This window comes from Paenibacillus sp. 453mf, from assembly GCF_900116105.1.
In the GTDB taxonomy this organism is placed as follows: domain Bacteria; phylum Bacillota; class Bacilli; order Paenibacillales; family Paenibacillaceae; genus Paenibacillus; species Paenibacillus provencensis.
On record NZ_FPAC01000004.1, the window covers coordinates 232,030 to 254,020 of the forward strand.

At 46.9% G+C, this 21,991-nt stretch carries 19 protein-coding genes; 3 read left to right on the top strand and 16 right to left on the bottom strand.

The window, feature by feature from the left end; translation table 11 throughout:
* Nucleotides 1–133: 133 nt before the first annotated feature.
* The 10 genes from BM415_RS18525 to BM415_RS18565 all read right to left on the bottom strand — a co-directional run bounded on the left by BM415_RS18525 (nt 134) and on the right by BM415_RS18565 (nt 11,001).
* Complete coding sequence (locus BM415_RS18525) at nt 134–2,071, bottom strand: beta-glucoside-specific PTS transporter subunit IIABC (protein ID WP_091160555.1); 1,938 nt, start codon at nt 2,069–2,071, stop codon at nt 134–136.
* 164 nt (nt 2,072–2,235) lie between these two features.
* On the bottom strand, nt 2,236–3,087 hold the full coding sequence (locus BM415_RS18530; protein WP_091160557.1) for a BglG family transcription antiterminator LicT: 852 nt from the start codon (nt 3,085–3,087) through the stop codon (nt 2,236–2,238).
* A gap of 204 nt (nt 3,088–3,291) precedes the next feature.
* Nucleotides 3,292–4,722 carry a glycoside hydrolase family 1 protein gene (locus tag BM415_RS18535; RefSeq protein WP_091160559.1) on the bottom strand — a complete coding sequence of 477 codons (1,431 nt, stop codon included), beginning with the start codon at nt 4,720–4,722 and terminating at the stop codon, nt 3,292–3,294.
* A 60-nt stretch (nt 4,723–4,782) separates the two neighbouring features.
* On the bottom strand, nt 4,783–6,240 hold the full coding sequence (gene ascB / locus BM415_RS18540; protein ID WP_091160628.1) for a glycoside hydrolase family 1 protein: 1,458 nt from the start codon (nt 6,238–6,240) through the stop codon (nt 4,783–4,785).
* 501 nt (nt 6,241–6,741) lie between these two features.
* Nucleotides 6,742–7,209, bottom strand: coding sequence for a hypothetical protein (locus BM415_RS18545; RefSeq protein WP_091160560.1), 468 nt, complete (start codon nt 7,207–7,209; stop codon nt 6,742–6,744).
* 124 nt (nt 7,210–7,333) lie between these two features.
* Nucleotides 7,334–7,474: a hypothetical protein gene (locus tag BM415_RS25190; protein WP_170862553.1), complete on the bottom strand. Its 141-nt coding sequence runs from the start codon at nt 7,472–7,474 to the stop codon at nt 7,334–7,336.
* 39 nt (nt 7,475–7,513) lie between these two features.
* On the bottom strand, nt 7,514–7,984 hold the full coding sequence (locus BM415_RS18550; protein WP_091160562.1) for an NUDIX hydrolase: 471 nt from the start codon (nt 7,982–7,984) through the stop codon (nt 7,514–7,516).
* Between the two features lie 236 nt (nt 7,985–8,220).
* Nucleotides 8,221–9,381, bottom strand: a complete 1,161-nt coding sequence (locus BM415_RS18555; protein ID WP_091160564.1) for a hypothetical protein — start codon at nt 9,379–9,381, stop codon at nt 8,221–8,223.
* A complete protein-coding gene (locus BM415_RS18560; protein ID WP_091160565.1) occupies nt 9,381–10,193 on the bottom strand; it encodes a hypothetical protein in 813 nt (270 codons plus the stop codon). Before BM415_RS18560 ends, BM415_RS18555 begins: the two co-directional genes overlap by 1 nt.
* Nucleotides 10,194–10,197: 4 nt before the next feature.
* The gene (locus BM415_RS18565) at nt 10,198–11,001 is read right to left on the bottom strand and encodes a lipase family protein (RefSeq protein WP_091160567.1); all 804 of its coding nucleotides are present in this window, start codon (nt 10,999–11,001) and stop codon (nt 10,198–10,200) included.
* A 368-nt stretch (nt 11,002–11,369) separates the two neighbouring features.
* On the opposite strand from BM415_RS18565, the gene BM415_RS18570 reads away from it, so the two are divergent.
* The 3 genes from BM415_RS18570 to BM415_RS18580 all read left to right on the top strand — a co-directional run bounded on the left by BM415_RS18570 (nt 11,370) and on the right by BM415_RS18580 (nt 15,184).
* Complete coding sequence (locus BM415_RS18570; RefSeq protein WP_091160568.1) at nt 11,370–12,014, top strand: TetR/AcrR family transcriptional regulator; 645 nt, start codon at nt 11,370–11,372, stop codon at nt 12,012–12,014.
* An 88-nt stretch (nt 12,015–12,102) separates the two neighbouring features.
* Nucleotides 12,103–14,421 (top strand): ABC transporter permease, encoded by a 2,319-nt coding sequence (locus BM415_RS18575; protein WP_091160570.1) that lies wholly within the window; start codon nt 12,103–12,105, stop codon nt 14,419–14,421.
* A 4-nt stretch (nt 14,422–14,425) separates the two neighbouring features.
* Nucleotides 14,426–15,184 (top strand): ABC transporter ATP-binding protein, encoded by a 759-nt coding sequence (locus tag BM415_RS18580; RefSeq protein ID WP_091160572.1) that lies wholly within the window; start codon nt 14,426–14,428, stop codon nt 15,182–15,184.
* Nucleotides 15,185–15,359: 175 nt separating this feature from the next.
* On the opposite strand, the gene BM415_RS18585 is transcribed toward BM415_RS18580, so the two are convergent.
* The 6 genes from BM415_RS18585 to purM form a co-directional block, all read right to left on the bottom strand.
* A complete protein-coding gene (locus BM415_RS18585) occupies nt 15,360–15,971 on the bottom strand; it encodes an alpha/beta hydrolase (protein ID WP_091160630.1) in 612 nt (203 codons plus the stop codon).
* Between the two features lie 14 nt (nt 15,972–15,985).
* Complete coding sequence (locus BM415_RS18590) at nt 15,986–16,936, bottom strand: ring-cleaving dioxygenase (protein ID WP_091160573.1); 951 nt, start codon at nt 16,934–16,936, stop codon at nt 15,986–15,988.
* Between the two features lie 277 nt (nt 16,937–17,213).
* Nucleotides 17,214–18,488 carry a phosphoribosylamine--glycine ligase gene (purD, locus tag BM415_RS18595; RefSeq protein WP_091160575.1) on the bottom strand — a complete coding sequence of 425 codons (1,275 nt, stop codon included), beginning with the start codon at nt 18,486–18,488 and terminating at the stop codon, nt 17,214–17,216.
* 113 nt (nt 18,489–18,601) lie between these two features.
* A complete protein-coding gene (purH, locus tag BM415_RS18600) occupies nt 18,602–20,149 on the bottom strand; it encodes a bifunctional phosphoribosylaminoimidazolecarboxamide formyltransferase/IMP cyclohydrolase (RefSeq protein ID WP_091160577.1) in 1,548 nt (515 codons plus the stop codon).
* A gap of 130 nt (nt 20,150–20,279) precedes the next feature.
* The gene (gene purN / locus BM415_RS18605; RefSeq protein WP_091160579.1) at nt 20,280–20,906 is read right to left on the bottom strand and encodes a phosphoribosylglycinamide formyltransferase; all 627 of its coding nucleotides are present in this window, start codon (nt 20,904–20,906) and stop codon (nt 20,280–20,282) included.
* A complete protein-coding gene (purM, locus tag BM415_RS18610) occupies nt 20,906–21,946 on the bottom strand; it encodes a phosphoribosylformylglycinamidine cyclo-ligase (protein WP_091160631.1) in 1,041 nt (346 codons plus the stop codon). The genes purN and purM overlap by 1 nt, the downstream gene beginning before the upstream one ends.
* Between the last annotated feature and the right edge of the window lie 45 nt (nt 21,947–21,991).

The window sequence follows — 21,991 nt, forward strand, 5'->3', positions numbered from 1 at the left end:
ACGTTCGTATGTAAACATCCTGAAATTGCATCACCTGCGAATACGAAGAAAGACCTCGGCGTTTACCTGCCGAGGTCTTCATGTTAACAATATTTCTCTGTTGCTGGCTCCAGAGTCAGTATGCAGTATCCGCCTACAGCGCCTTGGCTGTATAGATCAGCTCTGTCTCACGCACGTTTGTTTTGCCTGCGGATTGGATCGCCCCGTATTGATGCATGTTGGTTACAATGACAGGGGTAATAGTCTCGTAGCCTGCTTTGTCGATCTCCTCCCGGTCGAACTCCATCAGAAGATCACCCACGGATACCCTCGCTCCAGCTTGAACCTTCGGACTAAAGAACTGACCTTTGAGCTTCACTGTATCGATACCGATATGAATCAGTATCTCTGCACCGCTGTCGCTTACAAGACCAATCGCATGACCGCTCTTGGACAGAGAGAAGACAGTTCCGTTAATCGGGGATACAACACGTCCTTCGGACGGCTGAATGGCAAATCCTTGACCCATAATTTCTTCCGAGAACGCAGGATCATTCACCGCACTCAGAGGTTTAACTTCACCCGTAATCGGGCTGTATACTTCTTGGTCCTCTGCACTCACTTCTTCCCCAACTATTTTCACAGATGCAGCAGAACCTGTTTCATTTGTTGCAGCAGCCTGCAAGTTCACTGCTTTACCTTCAGCAGTATCCACTTGTTTAGCTTCCGGAGCTTCCACGGCAGTCTCTTCTTCAAATCCAAGAGTATAAGTGAGGACTACAGCCGCTACCGTACCAATCAGAAGACCGATGACGGCATAAACGAATGTTCCACCCAGGATCATTGGAATACCGGACAAGCCCGCAAGACCGCCAATCACATAAGCTTTGGTATGGAACAAGCTCATAAATGCACCGCCGATACCTGCCCCGATCAGGGCTGCAATAAACGGTTTTTTGTACTTCATGTTGACCCCGTACATCGCTGGCTCCGTAATCCCCATGAAGGCCGTAACACTCGTAGACATCGCGAGTGATCTCGTTTGTTTATTTTTGGATTTAAGCGATACACCGAGTGCACTGCCCGCTTGGGCAAAATTGGCTACCATCATCATCGGAATCAGGTAATCGTAACCCAATGTAGCAATGGAACCGATCATAATCGGCACAAGCGCATAGTGCATACCTGTAATAATAAGCAGAGAGAAAGTTCCGCCAATAATAAGTCCTGCAAATAGACCCGTGTTATTAAACAGCCAGGAGAATCCATCCGTCAAGCCGTTACCAATAATAACACCCAGTGGACCAACGGCAATAAGCGTCACTGGTACAATGACGAGCAGCGTAACTGTAGGAACAACAATTAGCTTGAGCGATGCATGTGTAACCTTGTCTACGGCTTTCTCCACATAGGAGGCGAGCCATACCGCGATCAGGATCGGGATAACCGATGATGAATAGGTAGCGGCCACAACAGGCAGCCCGGCAAACGTAACATCCTCGCCCGTTCCAAGCAGGGCGGTGATGGTCGGGTGGAGCACTGATGCTCCGATGGCTGCACCAATGTACATATTGCTTCCCAGTTTACGTGCAGTACTGATCCCCAAGATAATTGGCAGGAAGTAGAACGCTCCATCTCCTATCGCCGACAGAATTTGATACGTTGAACTTGTCTCCGACATCCAGCCCAGTGTGACCAGCAGTGCAACAATCCCCTTGATCATCCCTGCTCCGGTAATCGCCGGAAGAATTGGGGTGAATACGCCGGAAATGAAATCGAACAAAGCACTCAGCGGATTTTTCTTCTGCTTCGTTTCGGTGGATACATTCGTATCCCCATCCGGTGATTTGCTCATATTGCCGACCAGTGCATTGTACACTTTGGGCACCTCGTTACCGATAATGATCTGGAACTGTCCCCCGTTAATCATGACCCCCATGACACCTGGTGTATTTTGAAGCGTCTTCTTATCGGCCTTACTATTGTCATTCAGGTTAAAGCGAAGCCGGGTCATACAATGCGTGACTTGATCGATATTTTCTTCGCCGCCAACCAGCTTCAATATATCTTTGGACAATTGCTGTTTATCCATGATGAATTGCTCCTTTTAGGAAATGTAATAAATGATAAGATAAGCTCGTGTTGCACTTAAAATTAGGGAATAAAAAAACCTAAACACTGAAACCAAGACAAGAGTAGATCTTATCTATGATTCAACGTTTAGGTTTTGCCTGTACTTACAGTAACAATCCTGTATTATTCGGTTGGTTGTTCGTTTCTGACAATCCGCTCAATATGAATGGTCAGATATAATATTTCTTCCTTCGATAATACCCGTCCATATATTTTTCGGGTGTAATCGTTAATCTTCATTGCACAAGCGTAAGCATCAGGGTATTGCTTGCTGACCAGGTCATGAAGCGGGTTATCCTCTTCCTTCCCTTCGATCGCGGTCCCTGCTATTACCCGCTGTGCAAAGTATTTCAGATGCGTTAAGAACCTGTAGTAGCTGAGCGAATCTTCATCCAGCTCAATCATAAAGCTTCGTCTGACAATGTTTAGAATATCCTTGACGATATTCGTAATACTGATCGTTTCCCTCATCTCACCGTTCATCTGGGCATTTACGAGATGCATCGCGATGAATGCGCATTCGTCTTCCGGCAGGAGCACGCCAAGCGTTTCTTCAATCATGTTCAGTGCCTTCTGACCGATGGCAAACTCCTTGCGGTACATGCGTTTAATCTCCCACAGCAATGCGTTTCGCAGCTGCATACCCTGACGATGGCGATCTATTGCAAAATGGATGTGATCCGTCAGCGAAATATAAATACTCTCATGCAGCTTTCCGCCAAGCACCGTTTCCGCATAACGGATAATTTCATCCGAGCATTCCACATACACCGCAGGAATATCCGACAGAAGCGTTTTCAGTTTCTGAGATACTTCCTTGCTTTCGAGTGAGAATACCTTCTCAATAAGAGATTCGTCAATCGAGTCTCCTGTATGTTTCTTAAAGGCGATCCCCCGCCCCATGACGACTTGCTCGTTACCACTTGAATCGATGACCGTCACAACATTGTTGTTCAGCACCTTCGCTATTTTCATCTGTTCACATCACCTTGTACTGGCAAAAAATTAAAGGCAAAACCAAAGCAGAGCATTGTTGCAGCCCAGCCTCTGGTTTTGCCTGATTTAACAGTAACAATCCAGTAATATATTTGCTATAGGCCTATCTTACCATATCAGCAGCCAAATGACAAAGGTTTTATGAAAGCGTTTAACAGTCCCGAAGGTGCCAATATTCGTTAATTACTCTCCGGCAGCTGGGTCAGTAAGGCTTGCTCCGTTTGTACCAATAACTTCTTTATACCAATGAAATGATTTCTTCTTATAACGTTCAAGACTGTCTGTGCCGTCATTGTTGCGGTCTACATAAATGAAGCCGTAGCGCTTCTTCATCTCTGCTGTAGAAGCACTGACCAGATCAATACATCCCCAAGAGGTGAAGCCCATGACCTCAACTCCGTCCTCGATCGCTTTGCCGACTTCGACAAGATGATCGTTCAGATACTGTATTCGGTAATCGTCGTTTACCGTTTTGTTCCCATGCTCGTCCGTGACAAGCTCATCAATGGCACCGAGTCCATTCTCAACAATGAACAGCGGCTTTTGATAACGGTCATAATATTTATTTAGTGTAACGCGTAGGCCTTGAGGATCAATCTGCCATCCCCATTCACTGGCCTTCAGATAAGGATTTTGTACACCTGCGAACAGATTCCCTTTGCCTTCATTCCGTTTGTCCGGATCGGCTGTTTCACAAATGCTCACATAATAACTGAAGGATATGAAATCCACGGTGTGCTTCAGAATATCAGCATCGCCATCTTCAAATTGAATACTAATGTTGTTCTCTTTGAAATAACGATTGATATATTTGGGATAATAGCCGCGGGCATGCACATCGGCAAACAGGTCGTTCCGCTGCTCTGCATGCATGGCCTTAACGACATCATCCGGGTTCGGTGTGAGCGGGTAAGTTGGCATGCTGAGCACCATACAGCCGATTTTGGCCTCTGGCATCATCTCATGTCCGATCTTTACGGCTAGAGCGCTAGCTACCAGCTCATGATGGATCGCCTGATACAAATCCTGCTTGGAGAGTTGATCCTTCGGCGTGAAGATCCCTCCGCTCATAAACGGCTCCTCCAAAATAGAGTTAATCTCGTTAAAGGTCAGCCAGTATTTCACTTTTCCTTTATAGCGGGCAAACAGTGTTCTAACATATCGCTCGTAGAATCCAATCATCTTGCGGTTAACCCAGCCGTTATATGTCTTGGACAGATGCAGCGGCGTCTCATAATGAGAGATCGTTACCAGCGGCTCAATGCCATACTTCAGACACTCGTCGAACAAATCATCGTAGAACTGCAGTCCTTTTTCATTCGGCTCAAGCTCATCCCCTTGCGGGAAAATACGCGACCAGGCAATCGACGTGCGGAATACCTTGAAGCCCATTTCAGCAAACAGCTTGACGTCCTCTTTGTATCGATTATAAAAATCAATCCCTACCAGCTTCAGGTTATCTGGCGTCGGTTCATCTGTTCTCGGTGCCGCAATTCCTTTCGGCAGTACGTCCTGTACAGACAGTCCCTTACCATCTTGATTGTAGGCTCCTTCCAGCTGATTGGCAGCTACAGCACCGCCCCATAGAAAGTCTTTCGGAAATGAAGTCGTCATATCTGTCATCCTCTCTCGATTGTTATATCCTGCACAGTATATTGGTCTTTCATTCTCTCATTACAGTGTTTCTCCGTTAGAAGCGATTACGTTCTTGAACCATTCAAATGAATCCTTTTTCGAGCGCTTAAGTGTACCGTTGCCTGCATCATCCAGATCGACATAAATAAAACCATAGCGCTTGGACATTTCAGATGTAGACATGCTAACGAGATCAATCGGTCCCCAGCTCGTAAAGCCCATCAGGTCTACACCGTCCTTGATTGCTTCATTCATCTGCTCAATATGCTTTCTAAGGTAATCCATCCGGTACGTATCATGAATGGAGCCATCCTCTTCGACCTTGTCATATGCGCCAAGTCCATTCTCTACGATAAACAGCGGTTTATTATAACGATCCCATAGATTGTTCAGTGTAACCCGAAGCCCGATCGGATCGATCTCCCAGCCCCAGTCAGATGCTTCAAGATAAGGATTCTTCACGCCGCCAGCCAGATTGCCTGCTGTCTCTTCCTGGTCTGCAGAAGCTGATTTGGTCACACTCATGTAATAGCTGAAGGAAATGAAATCTACCGTATTGTTGAGCAAGATTTCATCATCACCCGGCTCGCGTTGGATGACCACGTTATTCTCTTCAAAGTAACGGGCCATGTAGTTTGGATACTTCCCACGAGCATGAACATCGGTAAAGAACAGGTTGATTTGATTCTCCTGCTGTGCCAGTCTTACATCCTCTGGATTGCAGGTTTTCGGATAGGTCTCCATACGGGCGAGCATGCAGCCTACCTGGGAACCTGGAATAATCTCATGTGCAAGCTTCGTCACCAAGCTGCTTGCGACGAACTGGTGATGCAGCGCTTGGAAGGCCGTTTGGAGCTTGTTATCCACCTTATCCACCAAGATGCCTCCGCCAGTATATGGGCTGATCAGCATGACATTAATCTCGTTAAACGTCAGCCAGTATTTCACTTTGTCTTTATACCGCTTGAATACCGTCTCCGCATATCTCACATAATGGTCGATGACCTCACGTCCGGCCCATCCGTTGTATTTTTGCGTAAGACCCAGCGGTGTTTCATAATGGGACAGCGTTACGAGCGGCTCAATGCCGTATTTAAGCAGCTCATCAAATACCTCATCATAAAATCTTAAGCCTTCTTCGTTCGGTACTTCATCATAGCCGTTCGGGAAAATACGGGACCAGTGAATGGACATCCGGAATACCTTGAAGCCCATTTCAGCGAATAGAGCGATATCCTCTTTGAAACGGTGGTAGAAGTCGATGCCATGACGCTTTGGAAAGCGCTCTTCAATCTCACCTGCTAGAATCTGTTCGATGCGATCAGAAGTAATATCCATAGCATGACCGCCTTTACGCAGCTCCTTGGGAACATGGGCAATCATGTCTGCAGTAGAGAGACCTTTTCCACCCAGGTTATAGCCTCCTTCAAGCTGGTTTGCGGCTGTTGCTCCACCCCATAAGAAGTTTTCCGGAAATCCTTTTTTGGCTATTGTCATCATTAAACAACCTCTTTTCCATGATATAAATATAGAAATTGCGAAATATAGATAAAGGAATCAATTTAGGACATCATTAATACACAGGCTTGATCGTTTTCGTATACAGACTCCGAATACGCCGGCTGTCATCCGAGGTCAGAAAACAAAAAAAACCTAAACTCAAGGTAAAAGCACACTCCGCCAAGGAGCCTGTCATTTCACCATCAGTTTAGGTTTTGCCTGTCTTAAGCAGTAACAATCCATTAAACGATGCTTACAAGATATGTGGTTGTTTTGTACTGAAAGCGTAACATAGTGCCAAAACAAAATCAACCCGATGATGGAGTTACCCTCTTTTTATGCTGTGCCTATGGCTATGAAATGAGAGCAGAGAAGTATTCGTTTCAAGCCATAGGCATAGCTTGGGCTTCCAAGTATTAATTAGCCCCTCCAGCAGGAGAGAATCAATAGCATGAATTCGTCAATCCTCATCAGGTACTTGCTCACCCATCATCTCTTTCAGACTTCTTGGCTTGGCTTGCCAGGGTCATAGCTTAAATCCTCTTTCAGCACACAGTAATAATGCCAAACATTGTCCTCCGGCCCGTTCATTATTCTGCGATACACTTTAGATGGAGGATATATCTCATGAGGATACTCTTCTCCATTAATCGACTTGCTCACGACAAGAGCAATTGTATCCTCCGATACACTGCTCAGCTGCCATTCCCCTCCCAAGTGCTTAATCAAGGTCTCTCCCAAATAACCTCCCCAAGCCTTGGACATCTGGATCTTCTCTTGTTCTGAAGGCCCCCTTCTAAACATCTTTCTCACACCTCGGGGCAATTCTTCGTGATATCTTTGCAATATCCCTTCCAGGCTCTTGATGCTATCCTCACTGTAATCAAGCATCACGCCCAGCTTCTCAGCTGACTCAACAGCGTCTTCAGCATAGGCCTTCATCATGTCTGCTACGGTCGGCTTCATCTCGTCTCTTCATCCTCTGCCTTAAATTATGTTACAGCCTATTCAAAGCCTGACCACAGCTTGAAAAATCGGCTATACCATTAGACGTTAGGATGAATTAGAAGTTCTGTTAACTCCATCATTTCTAAGTAGAATAATTCCGAGGTGTCCAGAAGGTAAGTCCGTCTCGATCATGCTGCTGACACCACTCCTTGAGCAGTTCTAGATCCGTTAGGATTTGGTGTGCTGCTCTCACATTGTTCTTTGCTTCTTCAAGGATACTCATTTGCCTATCTCCCTCCCCATTCTCAAAAATGGAGTATAGTCATACCACCTCACTAGCTACTTGATGCTCCGACAGCGATTGATCCGTTCCTTCGTCCTTATATGTAATTCCTCGATCCGCTCTAGCTACCTCTTTAAGTCCATCTTTATAAGAAGGCAATGGCATCAGCTGATCAGCAATGTCGATATCGATCCAGGCAATTTCCCCTATTTCCTCAGGTAAAGTTATTTGCAGTTCTCCTTCAAGCACTTTACAGCGAAAAGTAAAAAACAGCACATGCTCGTTTCTCTTCTCAATCATACACTCACTTACCGCGACAAGCTCTCCTACCTGTACGGAGAGACCGGTTTCTTCTCTTGCCTCTCTAACCGCAGCTTGCTCCAATGTTTCATGCGCCTCTACTCCGCCGCCAGGCAGTGACCATCGTCCATCATCCATGTTTTGAACCATAAGAACCTTAGAGCAGGTTTCATCAGTAATCAAGGAGTAAACTACATTCGTTCTTTGCACCGCTGATTCCTCTTCTCATAAGTAAAATTAAAAGTATACTCCTATTGTAAATCTAAACTATATTAGGAACAAGTGTTCTTATTTTCAGAAAATAGTTCATGGTCACCTACTCCAGTATGTCCCAAGTTATTCGCATAAAAGAATAAGACACCCTTCCAACTATGCAGAAGAGTGCCTCTGAATTAGATAATACATATACAATGATTAAGTTGATATTCAGTCCAGGTATTTTACAATTACAGTGTGCCGAGCTCAGACCAAGACATGCTAAACGAGTGATTAGCCTGACCTTTGAAGATCATTGAATTGCTGTTCGGATCTGCCGTAATGTCCACGATGTATCTCGCCCCGTTCTTATCAAAGCGCTTCACCAGACGACCGTTTGGATCGAATGCCACGACGGCCATTCCTACCCGATTATCTATATAGCTCAGCGGCCAATAAGTATAACCGTCCGATTTAATGATCGGATATATCGCATTCGGCTGAAGGGTATCCGGAGAAGCCAGGCACGTCGGCTTCAGATCCGATGGAATATGGGGCAGTGTGCTTTCGGGAGCTTTGGCGAGCAGGAAGACCTTGTGCGGTTCAGGAGATTCCGAAGGAGTTTCGTCTTCTGCTGTCCATGATCCACGCTGCTGATCAAGCTGATTCAGCTCGGCAATGACGCTCTGCAGTGTCACAGCATCGGCCTGTGCTAGAGCCGGCTCTACTGTTTTTTGTACAATATTCCGCACGATAGCATCACTAATCTCAATATTGCTTTGCTGAAGAGAATCCAGAGCCTGCTTGATGCTCTTCATGGACTCAACCATGATGACAGCTTTATCCAGCGAGAGCTTAAGCGAAGCGCGCACTTGATCCATCTGATGTATGCCATGCCGCAGCTTGCTTCTTAGGATAGCCCCTTCTATGGCGTCAATGGCAAGCCCAATACCTACAACGACAACCGCTGCAATGACACCGGCGATCAGTCCGCCTGCAAGTGTTCCCACCGCAATTTCGACGCCGAGGACAGAGCCAAGCACGGTTGCAGCTGTCTCCGCTGCCATGATGCCGGAATCCACCAACACAGCAGTTACTCCCGGAGCAAGATATTGAACGGTGATAAGAAAGCTCGCTACATCCACTAAAATATTGGTGATCCCTACAGCCGTATCGCCTGTTGAGACGTCTTGTGCCGCTCCGCTTGCCTGCAGAATATCAAAGCTCGTAATATCAGGAACAGCCAAACCATGCTGTGTATATAATTCCGCGATTTTAGCATTAATCTCCTGGCTCAATTCCGTAAATTGAGCATAGTTATTTTTTATCTGATTCAAGAAGTTCTGTGTATCCGAGGACAGCTCAATCAGTCTCGCTTGCCGTTTATCATTGTCTGGAAAAAAGATCGACATTAATTCGTATCCTCATTTGTCCAGGATTTACGGTCAGCGTCCAGCCCACTTAGTTCAGCATTGACCGTATCAAGCGTAATGGCCTGTGCTCTTTGCACACTTGGCTGCACGTCTTTCGTAATCAGATTGGTTATGATCTGCTCATTCAGTTCAATGCCTGCACCTGTAATTGCATCCAGCGTCGTCTTCACGGATTGAATGGAGTTTTTCAGCTCTTTGGTCTGATCAAGTGACATCTTTGCCGTTTGTCTCATCGGGTAAATCTGATGGAGTCCTGTTCTTAATTTGTCCTTAGCAATGGAGCCTTCAATAGCATCGATCCCGAGGTCAATTCCAGCAACTGCAACGCCTCCGGCGATCCCCCCAAGAATACTTCCTGCCAGGTCTCCCGCTGTAATCTCCACTTCTCTGTCGATAAGCGGTACAGTGAATTTGGTCAAGACCTTGGCCGCAGTCTCCTCTGTCATAAGTCCTGCGCGAACCAGCATCTTGGTAGCTGCTGGGGCTAAATATTTAACAGAACCAATAAATCCGGCTACATCGACAATGACTTCAGCAATCGCAACTACCGTTTCCTCCGTGTTAATATCCGTAGAAGGATCTGCCTGCTTGATGACATTAATTTGACTAATATCCGGCTTCTGCAGCCCCGCTTCCTGATATACACTTACGATTTGAGCATTAACTTGACTGCACAGCGCTCTAAACTCATTGTAATTCGCCGTCGCATCATACAAGAAATTTTCAGTGTCCGTAGCGAGCTCAATCAATCTTCTCTTTCTATTGTCGTTATCTGGATAAAAAATTGGCATAATATTATTCCACCTTCTCAATTTTTGGTTTTGAATCATTAGGGTACTGAGCAATACATGTTAAGTACGTATCCATCTTGTGATACTCGGCCAATCCGCGTCCGCTCCCCGGTATGTTCAAGGAGTTGACCTGGATGCCGACTTCTGGCTGAACGAATCCAAGCTCACTGGCAGGTAGCTTAGGAACAATATCCGGCGCATTATATATACGCCATGTATTGGACACGGCCTGCTCGTAGGCTGATGTAAAGGCCTTATCGCCAACCATTGGGGAACCAAAGGTATATACCTCTGTCTCTATCCCGTAAAAGGCTGCCGTGTAGGCCGTCAGCACAGTCAATGCTCCCCCAAGGCTATGCCCCGCAACAGTCAGGCTACCTGCTTGTAAGTTCTCAATATACTCTGTCATGAGCATGGATTTATCTTCTTCGCACAAGTGGACCTTGAGAGAGCGGTACATTCTGGAGAAGCCCTCTTCCACCTTGCCTACTCCTCCAGGTTCGGTGTAGGACAGCAGGAAGAATTCAAAATCATCAATCCACTCCAGTTCTGTCTCCGTCCCCCGATACACAATCCCCTTGCAAGAGGGGTCGGTCAGGGATTCAATAACGCACCCAATCCATTCTTCTGAATGCCATTTGAACAGGGAAGGCTCGATCGAGATCCTTGCGATGACCTTCCAGTTCGCAGGCAGTTCAATCTCGAGCATCGCTTTCGCATCACTGGCTGTTCGATCTGCTCTATAGACTGATTTAATGATGCTTCCCCATCTCATCGCCTCTTCGCGGTTAAACGCCGCGCTACACATAACCGGGATCTCCAATATGAGCTTCAATAAGCTGAACAACAATTACAGGAATGGAACAATTGAGCATCCGTATGATCTACATCCTTTCTGATCTCAGATAACTTCTTGACATCTCTCATCTTACAGATCGGCTCTAAATTTACGTTCAAGCCAATCTAAAGAATTGTTAAAGAAACGCTAAAGATAAATAAAAAAAGGCGACTCTACGTGAAACATCTCCGACACTTCCTAATGAATGTGATCTAAATGATATGATCCGTTTTGTTATTTTTATGTAAAATCTCACTCCATTCTATTGCTTGAAAAAAATACCATGATATGATTTAACCGACAGGCAGTCGGTCATTAAATATGAAGGAGGAACATTGATGAGGATTGTCAAAACAGCCGAAGAACGGAGAAAGGAAATCATTGATGCGGCAGAAGAATTATTCAGCCAGCGAGGATTTAACGGAACGAGCACAAACGATATTCTCGAAAAGGTCGGCATTGCCCGGGGAACGCTGTATCATCACTTCAAGTCGAAGGAAGACATTATGAATGCACTGGTCGAGCGGTACAGCTGCCTTCTTCTAAGCGCTGCACAACAAGTCGCTGCGGACAGGAGCATTCCGGTCGTCGAACGCATCATCCGTACCGTAATGGCGCTCAATTTGAGCGGAGGCAGTACTGAAGAAATGATGGAGCATATCCACAAACCGGAGAATGCACTAATGCATCAGAAGATTCACAAAGTCATCATTAATGGCGTGACACCGATCATGACGGAAATGATCCGCGAGGGCATCCAGCAGGGATTGTTCAGCACCCCATTCCCGTATGAATGTATGGAGATGATCGTGATTTATGCGAACACCGTTTTTGATGAGGACATGGTTGAAATGACTAGCGAGGAGCGGGCTGCACGTATACATGCGTTTATATTCAACGCAGAAAGGATGCTCGGTGCCGAGAGCGGCAGTCTAATGAGCGTGATGCGAATGTTTGGCGGCGAAGATGAAACAAAACAATGAATAACCTAAACCATTTGTAAAATAGCTGGATTGATCCAATATTTAATGTGTCCGAATCGTTATTTAACTTGCAGAACAGAGGTGGCTTATGTATTTGAGAATCATCCGAAATGATATTTCAAAGAGCAAGGCGATTACGCTCACAACCACACTATTTGTCGCCGCGGCAGCTGCGCTAGTTTCACTTGCCGCTATACTTATTGTCAATCTATCAGGTTCGCTGGGTACGCTGATGTCGCAAGCCGAAACTCCGCATTTTATGCAGATGCATTCTGGTGATATAGATATGAAGAGACTTACAGCCTTTGCGGAGGAAGACGAGCACGTCGATGAATTTCAAGTCATTGAATTTCTTAACATGGACGGCGCGCAGATCCAGTTAGGCGAAGAATCACTGGCGAATAGCGTCCAGGACAACGGCTTCAGCACCCAGAGCGAAGCATTCGATTATCTTCTCGATCTTCACGGGGATATCATTACCGTAACGGACGGAGAACTCTACGTACCGATCAGCTATATGAGAGACAGCGGCGTGAAGGTCGGCGATCAGGCTGTAATCAGCGGGAAGGAGCTTACCATTGCAGGCTTTCTCCGCGATTCGCAGATGAATTCCTCACTCTCCGGTTCCAAACGGTTTCTTGTGAGCGATCATGATTTCGCGGAGATAAAAAAATATGGCAGCACGGAGTATCTTATCGAGTTCAGATTAAAGGATTTGTCTGCGCTCTCTTCGTTTGAAGCCGCTTATGCCGCGGCAGGACTGGAAGCGAACGGGCCAACGGTTACCTATTCCCTATTCAAAATGATGAATGCTCTCTCAGACGGGATGATGATTGGAATTATTCTTCTGATCAGCATTCTTGTCGTCGCTATTGCGTGGATGTGCATTCGCTTTACGCTCCTCGCCAAGATCGAAGACGATTACCGTGAAATCGGCGTCATGAAAGCGATAGGAATGCGCATCTCCGATATCAAAAGGATCTACCTTGCAAAATACACACTCATTGCTGCAGCAGGCAGCCTTCTCGGCTTTGTCCTTTCGCTGCTATTTAAGGGCATGCTGCTTGAAAATATACGGCTGTATATGGGAGAAAGCGATAATTCGGCAGATGCATTCCTTTTTGGAATCATCGGCATAATGCTTGTATTCCTTGCCATTGTGACTTATGTCAGCATGGTGCTGAACCGTTTCCGAAAAATATCAGCTGCAGATGCAATTCGATTCGGCGTCTCACAGGACACCAAGACCGGTGCCAAGCGCTTTACTCTGAACCAAAGCAGGCTATGGAACACCAATATATTTCTCGGCATAAAAGATGTGCTTGCTAGAAAAAAACTGTACATCACCATGCTTGCCGTACTGGTTATCTCTTCGTTTATCCTGATTGTGCCGCAGAATCTCTACAACACGATCTCTGCCAAAAGCTTCACCAGCTACATGGGCATCGGAAACTACGATATGCGCATTGACATACAGCAAGCCGCCGATATGTCCGATTTGTCTGACAAAATTGCAAGTACGATGCATAGCGACAGTGCGATCTCCAAATATGCCGTGCTGACAACAAAGACTTTTCAGACAAGAACAAAAGAAGGAACAGAAGAGAATATCAAAGTTGAACTCGGTGACCATTCAATATTCCCTGTTACTTATACCGAGGGTAGAGCACCAGCTGTAGAAAATGAAATTGCACTATCGACCTTAAACGCCGAGGAAATGGGCAAAAAGCTCGGAGATCGGCTAACCCTGGTCATCAATGGAGAAAAAGCAGATTTGACCGTGACAGGGATCTATTCCGACATCACCAACGGCGGCAAGACCGCAAAGGCCGTATTCACCGACAGTTCGGTGCCCATCATGTGGAGCATGATCTGTGCCGAGCTCTTAGACAAGAGCGTTACGGACCATAAGGTATCGGAGTATGCTGCCAAATTTAAACAGGCCAAAGTTACAGACATTGATGAATACGTTACACAAACATTCGGTTCAACCATAAGCTCTGTCGAAAAAGCCTCCTATGCCGCAGCATTTGCAGCCCTGATCGTCATCGTACTGATCACTCTTATATTTATGAAGCTGCTTGTTGCCAAGGACCGGTATTCCATAGCTGTTATGAAAGCATTGGGTTTTACAAACTCGGATATAAAAGCGCAATATGTCGCACGATCGGCATTTGTTCTTATTGTCGGCATTACTCTCGGCACGCTTCTTGCGAATACACTCGGAGAGCTGCTTGCAGGTGCGGCGATCTCTTCCTTCGGAGCATCGACGTTCAATTTCACCGTTGATCCGATTTCGGCATATCTGCTTAGTCCGCTGATGATGATGATTACGGTCCTGATTGCGACCATTATCGGCACATCGGGTGCTGATCGAATCCAAATTTATGAGAATATAAAGGGGTAGGCATATGAAGAAGATAATCATTGGTGAGCAAATCGTCAAATCATTTGGTCAAGACGGTGATAAACGCCATGTTCTCGATGGCGTGTCCGTTAATATCGGCGAGGATGAATTTATTGCGATTATGGGACCTTCTGGCTCGGGGAAATCGACACTATTATTTGCGCTGAGTGGAACGGATGCTGTGAATGGCGGCAAGGTTATCTTTGACGGCATGGATTTATCTGCAGCCACTGAGGATGAGCTTGCAGATCTTCGCCGAACCCGAATGGGATTTATATTTCAGCAGCCGACCATGCTGAGAAATCTGAATATACTCGACAACATCATTTTGCCGTCTATGCGCGGTAACCGAAAAAACGCCGCTGCCATTTCGGTAAAGGCGAAGGCGCTGATGGCAAGAGCAGGCATTGCAGAGCTTGAGAGCAGGGACATCACACAGCTGTCAGGAGGCCAGCTCCAGCGGGCGGGCATCTGCCGCGCCTTGATGTCGAGTCCGAAAATCATCTTTGGTGACGAGCCTACAGGGGCGCTCAATTCCAAAACTGCCCAGGAGATTATGGATATCTTTTCTGAAATAAACAGAGAAGGAACAGCGGTTATGCTGGTCACTCATGATGCGAAGGTTGCGGCGAGAGCGGAACGAATCTTGTTCATGCGGGACGGCAAAATATTAAGCGAGCTGAAGCTTCCGAAGTATAACAGAACAGATCTGGACAGCAGGGCCTTGAATGTAATGAAAAACATGCAGGAAATCGGTATTTAAGTGAACAAGATTGGTGTTTCCACTTAAATGCGTAAAGGCAAATAGAAGCAACCCGCCATGCTAATTTAATTTAGCCGAAGCGGGTTGCTTTTTCTATTATATGACTTTAAGTTAGGTCAGATCTAATGAATCGGTAATCCCCGATACTACATCATTAGTTTATTCGATTAACACTTTACGCCTTGAATTGGGTCTTGAACCAGGCAGCTGCAGCAATGACCTCGCTGCGGCTCAGCTGATGGCCGTTATTCTCCCAGTGCACAGTCACATCAGCACCTGCGCCGGATAGGAGCTCTTCAAGCTCTTCCGATTCCTGCGGGGCACACATCGGGTCGTTTTTTCCTGCTGCAATAAATACCGGAGCACCTGCCAAATCCGGAAGTACAACGTCCCGAAGAGGTACCATTGGATGATGCAATATCGCTCCACGCAGCGAGTCCGCGTAATGGAACAGCAGGCTGCCTGCGATATTGGCACCGTTAGAGTAGCCGATGGCAACGATATTGCGGCGGTCAAAGCCGTACTGTTCAGCCGCTTCATCCAGGAACTCATGCAGCTCCTGTGTACGGAAGATCAGATCCTCTATATCAAATACTCCTTCAGCCAGACGGCGGAAAAATCGGGGCATTCCGTGTTCACTTACGTTTCCTCTCACTCCAAGTACATTGGACTCCGGAGATACCAGTTCAGCAAGCGGAAGTAGATCGGTTTCTGTCCCCCCTGTGCCGTGGAGCAATAGGATGGTTGGAGCTGACGGGTTGCTGCCTTCACGATATACATGCTTCATACGTAAGTTTATTGTCATACAGTTGTTCCTCCTTTAATTTCACGAACAGTGACGTCTGGTAAATTCTCTTCAATGGCTGCACGGTGAGGCTCATACCAGGATGGAAGCATAATCTTCTCACCCAGTTTATCAGGTGATTCGTCATTTGCGAACCCAGGAGGGTCTGTAGCGATCTCAAACAATATGCCGCCTGGTTCTCTAAGATATACAGCATTGAAATATTGGCGGTCAATAATGCCTGTCGGATGAAGTCCGGCCTCTACGGCCATGTTCCGCCAAGCTTCATGCTCTTCAAAATCTTTGGCACGCCAGGCAATATGATGGACTGTTCCGGAGCCGGCGCGTCCAGGAGCCATTTTTAATTTATTGATATCAATAATATTACCCAGATTTCCTGTTCCCTCAAAACGGACCCATCCATCTTCTTCGGTTACTTTAGTCAGACCAAGGAAATTCTCAAGTACCCGAATCGTTTGCTCTGGAGCAAGACTATACAGTACGGAACCGCCAAAGCCTTTGATCGCCTTATCTGACGGAATTCCGTTGAAGGACCAGGTATTCAAATCCCCCGACTCACGCTCCACAAGCTCAAGGACAAGTCCCGCGTTATCCAGAAACCGAATGTAGGTCTCGCCAAACCGATGCTTCTCTTCAAACCGGATACTATAAGAGGTGAGTCTTTCCTTCCAGAAATCCATGCTGCCCGGTGGAATCGCATATACGGTTACTCCGGTCTGCCCCCCTCCGACAACGCCCTTCCGTGCGCCAGCCTGTGGAAAGAAGGTAATGATCGTACCTGGACTTCCTTTCTCATCTCCGAAGTAGAAATGATATACTTCCGGTGCATCGAAGTTAATGGTTTTCTTCACCAAGCGTAGACCGAGCACACCTGCATAAAAATCGACATTCCGCTGAGCATCGCTCACAAAAGCGGTAATATGGTGAATACCTGCGGTTTGTAGCATGGTACTTCCTCCACTCCATTTTTAAATTTGGGGTTATACATTTCCAATCTATATCTGAGCTTCTGATCTTTGTAAAAAACATCTTAATTCATAATATCTTAAATTAAAGATATTTCTATGTCCTTATAATAAACCCTCGACAGCGATTTCGCAAGAGGTGATTTCTATTGTTTTCCAATACAAAAAACGGCCTCTTTTATATTATGGACATTGTTCATTCCAGCATACAAAAAAGCCGTTTTTGTTTTAAGAATTATAGTACATGCATGTCGTAATGCTAGATAAGTGCTTTTGCCGCAATATCCGTCCGCTGATGCTTTCCTTCAAAATGAATGCGTCCTGCTGCCGAATATGCTTCAGCCCTTGCTTCTTCAATGGTCGCACCACGTCCTACTATGCCCAGCACACGGCCGCCATTCGTAACCCATTCTCCTGACTCATTCTTAGCCGTTCCCGCATGGAACACAAGCGCACTCTCATCCTTAGATACCTCGTTTAGCCCGGAAATAACAATGCCTTTGGGAAAGGACGCCGGGTAACCGCCCGAGGCCTGGATAACACATACTGCCGCTTCATCGCTCCACTCAATATCCAGTTCAGCCAGCGTACCGTTAACAGCTGCCAGGAAGATCTCCAGCAAATCTGTCTTCAGCCTAGGAAGTACAACCTGTGTTTCCGGATCTCCAAAACGTGCATTAAACTCTACTGTTTTTGGCGTACCATCTGGAGATATCATCAGCCCTGCGAACAGCACACCGCGGAATGGACGGCCTTCTTCTACCATCGCCTTTGCCGTAGGAACGACAATGGTTTCAATTGCCTTGTCAATAATGGCTTGGTCAATATGAGGAAGTGGAGAATAGGTTCCCATTCCGCCTGTATTTGGACCTTTATCTTCATCATACACTGGCTTGTGGTCCTGTGCTGCCGGCATGCAGCGAACCGTTTCTCCATCTACAAATGCAAGAATGGACATTTCCTGTCCTTCCAGAAACTCTTCAATAACGACTTGAGTACCCGCATCGCCAAATACCTTGTCCAGCATCATGCTGCGTAGAGCCTTTTCTGCTTCTTCCATCGTATAAGCAACAGTCACTCCTTTGCCTGCCGCAAGTCCATCAGCCTTAATGACGATCGGTGCTGTGCGTGAGCGCAGATAAACAAGCGCCTGTTCATAGTCATCAAATTTCTCGTAGGCTGCAGTAGGAATGCTGTATTTCCGCAGCAAATCCTTCATGAACGTTTTGCTGCCTTCGATTTCTGCTGCATTTTTACGCGGTCCGAATACAGGAATGTCCTTCGCTTCGAATGCATCGACAATTCCGTCTGCCAAAGGATCATCCGGTCCAACGACGACCAGCCCGATTTCTTTTTCCAGTGCAAAAGCTGTCAATTGTTCAAACTCGCTGACTGCAATCGGCACACACTCCGCGATTTGACCGATGCCTGCATTTCCCGGTGCACAGTAGATCTTGTCAGCTTTTTGCGATTTCGACAAAGCCCATACGATCGCATGCTCGCGGCCACCGCCGCCAATGACGAGAATATCCATAATTTCCTCCTTAGGATCAGATCACGCTTCGCCTGAATCTCCGTTCAATTCCCCTTTTTGAATCTGTGCGAATAACGCTCTGCTCCTTAACACGATATTTATTTATCTTTTTATTAGTGTTTAAAATGACGTACGCCGGTGAATACCATCGCAATGCCATGCTCATTCGCTGCCTTGATGGATTCCTCGTCTTTAATTGATCCGCCAGGCTGAATAATGGCTGTAATGCCGTGCTTCGCAGCGAGTTCCACCGTATCGCCCATTGGGAAGAAGGCATCCGATGCAAGCGCCGCCCCTTTGGCTTTGTCTCCCGCTTGCTCAAGCGCAATCTTGGCTGCACCGACACGATTCATCTGACCCGCGCCTACGCCCACGGTCATATCATCCGCTGCAAGCACGATGGCATTGGATTTCACATGTTTAACCACTTTCCAGCCAAAGAGCAGCTGCTTCATTTCTTCAGCAGAAGGCGCACGATCCGTTACGACCTGAAGATCACCTTCATCAATGGAGTGAACATCGCTTTGCTGAACGACCATCCCGCCGTCGATGGAAGTGACCACAAACTGGCTGGTGCGCTCCTTCGCAGAGCCAAGCTCGCCTATTTTCAGCAAACGGATATTTTTCTTTTTCGTCAAAATTTCCAGTGCATCCGAAGTGAAGTCCGGTGCAAGGACGATCTCAAGGAAGATCTCGCTGAGCCTTACGGCCGTATCACTGTCGATCGTCCGGTTAGCCGCAACAATGCCGCCAAAGATGGAGGTCGGATCTGCATTGTAGGCTTTCATGTAAGCTTCATAGATGTTCTCACCTGTACCTACTCCGCAAGGATTCATATGCTTAACAGCCACGACAGCCGGCGCATCAAATTCCTTCACGATCTGCAGTGCCGCATTGGCATCATTGATGTTGTTATAGGACAGCTCTTTGCCGTGCAGCTGCTCCGCAGTCGTCAGCGTACCGTTCGGTGCGAGCGGTTTGCGGTAGAAGGCTGCCTGCTGATGTGGGTTTTCCCCATAGCGGAGGTCCTGGATCTTCTCATAAGTCACCGTGTAGCGCTCTGGAAGTGGATCTCCGTTGACATTGGACAAATAATCAGAAATGAGGGCATCGTAAGCCGCCGTGTGACGGAAAACTTTTGCCGCAAGCTGTTTACGCGTTGCAAGTGTCGTATCGCCGCCTTCACGAACTTCAGCAAGCACCTGCTCATAGTCGGCTGCATCGACAACAACACTGACAAAAGCATGGTTTTTCGCTGCAGAACGAAGCATGGTCGGACCGCCGATATCAATATTTTCGATCGCGTCCTCGTAAGAAACACCCGGTTTGGCAATCGTCTCCTGGAATGGATACAGGTTAACGACAACGAGATCAATATAATCCAAGCCTAGATCTTTCATCTGCTGCTGATGCTCCGCGTTGTCTCTAACCGCCAGCAGTCCGCTGTGCACAGCAGGATGCAATGTCTTGACACGTCCGTCCATAATTTCCGGGAAACCGGTTACGTCTGAAATCCCGATGACAGGAACGCCTTCGTTCGACAGCAGGCTGCTAGTTCCTCCTGTCGAGATAATTTCCACACCCAAATTAGACAGCTCACGGCAAAAATCCACGATACCCGTTTTATCCGAAACGCTAACCAGCGCTCTTTTAATACCCACGATTAAGATCCTCCTCTTGTTCATCCCATTTTGGTGCTATAAATTGTTGTTTTATTTCCCGAGAAATATCATATCTTGCAGCGAACAAATGAGTTATATCGCAAAATGTTACTTTTACAAGTCTTGCCTATTACTTTCTGACATCATTCTCAGCAATCGTAACTTGGCGTCCATCCAGCGTGACAAGTCCTTTGGTGAACCAGGATACGACCTCCGGATACAGTTCGCGCTCGAGTTCATGAATCGAAGCAGCAAGTGTCTCTGTTGTATCTTCCGGCGAAACCATAATGGCTCTCTGGGCTATAATAGCTCCCGTGTCCATTCCTCCGTCCACAAAGTGCACCGTTATTCCCGTCATCTTTACACCGTAATCCAGAGCTTGTCCGATGGCATCCTTGCCTGGAAACGCAGGCAGCAATGAAGGATGAATGTTAATCAGCCTGCCTGCATAACGGTCAACGACAACAGAAGTTAAGAGTCTCATATAACCGGCAAGAACAACAAGATCAATATTCCGTTCTTCAAGCTTGGTTACAATCTCCTGCTCGTAGGCTTCCCTTGAAGCATATTCTTTGGGATTAAACACATGGCATTCAATACCAGCGGCTGTTGCCTTCTCCACCACAGGAGCCTGCGGTCGATCACTGACTAACAGCTCAATCGTTGCATCCAGCTTACCGCTCGCTGCAGCATCCACCAAAGCCTGAAAATTGCTGCCCTGTCCTGAAGCAAACACGGCAATACGATAGCCAGACATTAGACTTCCACTCCTGTAAATGTCACAATTCCGCTGCCTTCTGTTACGCGGCCGATGGTATAAGCCTCCTCGCTATTCGCACGAAGGGTTTCAAGCGTTTTTGCTGCATCTGCATCACTCACAACAAGGACAAGACCTATGCCCATATTAAACGTCGTAAACATATCGCGATTGGAGATGCTGCCTTTGTCCTGCATAAGCTCGAAGATCGGCAGAACAGGCCAGGAGCCATGATCGATTTCCACATTCACGCCTTCAGGAAGCATCCGCGGGATGTTCTCGATGAATCCACCGCCTGTGATATGCGCCATGCCTTTCACTTTTACTTCATCAAGAAGTGCAAGGACTGGCTTCACATAAATCTTGGTCGGCGTAAGCAGTGTACCGCCCAGTGTTCCGCCAAGCTCTGCAATCTCATCCTGCAAGCTGTATCCAGACTGCTCCAGCAGCAATTTGCGGACCAGAGAGAAGCCGTTGCTGTGTACGCCGCTTGAAGCAAGTCCAATGACTGTGTCTCCAGGCGAAATGTTGCTGCCGTTAATGATCTTGGCTTTATCTACAACACCTACCGTGAAGCCGGCAATATCGTATTCCCCTTCATTGTACATGCCCGGCATTTCCGCTGTTTCACCACCGATCAGCGCAGCACCTGCCTGATGACAACCCTCTGCAATACCGGCTACAATGGCTTCAATCTTGTCAGGTACGACTTTGTCGCATGCCAGATAGTCGAGGAAGAACAATGGTTCTGCACCTTGTACAACGATGTCATTCACACACATTGCTACTGCATCAATGCCGATCGTATCATGCTGATCCATGGCAAATGCGATCTTCAGCTTCGTTCCGACCCCATCTGTGCCAGACACTAATACCGGCTCATCGTATTTATCCTTGTTCAATCCGAACAAGGCTCCGAATCCGCCAAGATCGGTCATGACTTCAGGGCGAAATGTCCGTTTTACGTGTTTCTTCATTTTCTCAACCGCTTCGTTGCCTGCCGCGATATCTACGCCTGCATTTTTATAAGCCTCTGACAACTTGGTCACCGTCCCTCAAATATAAATTCACCCTCCTAAATCCTC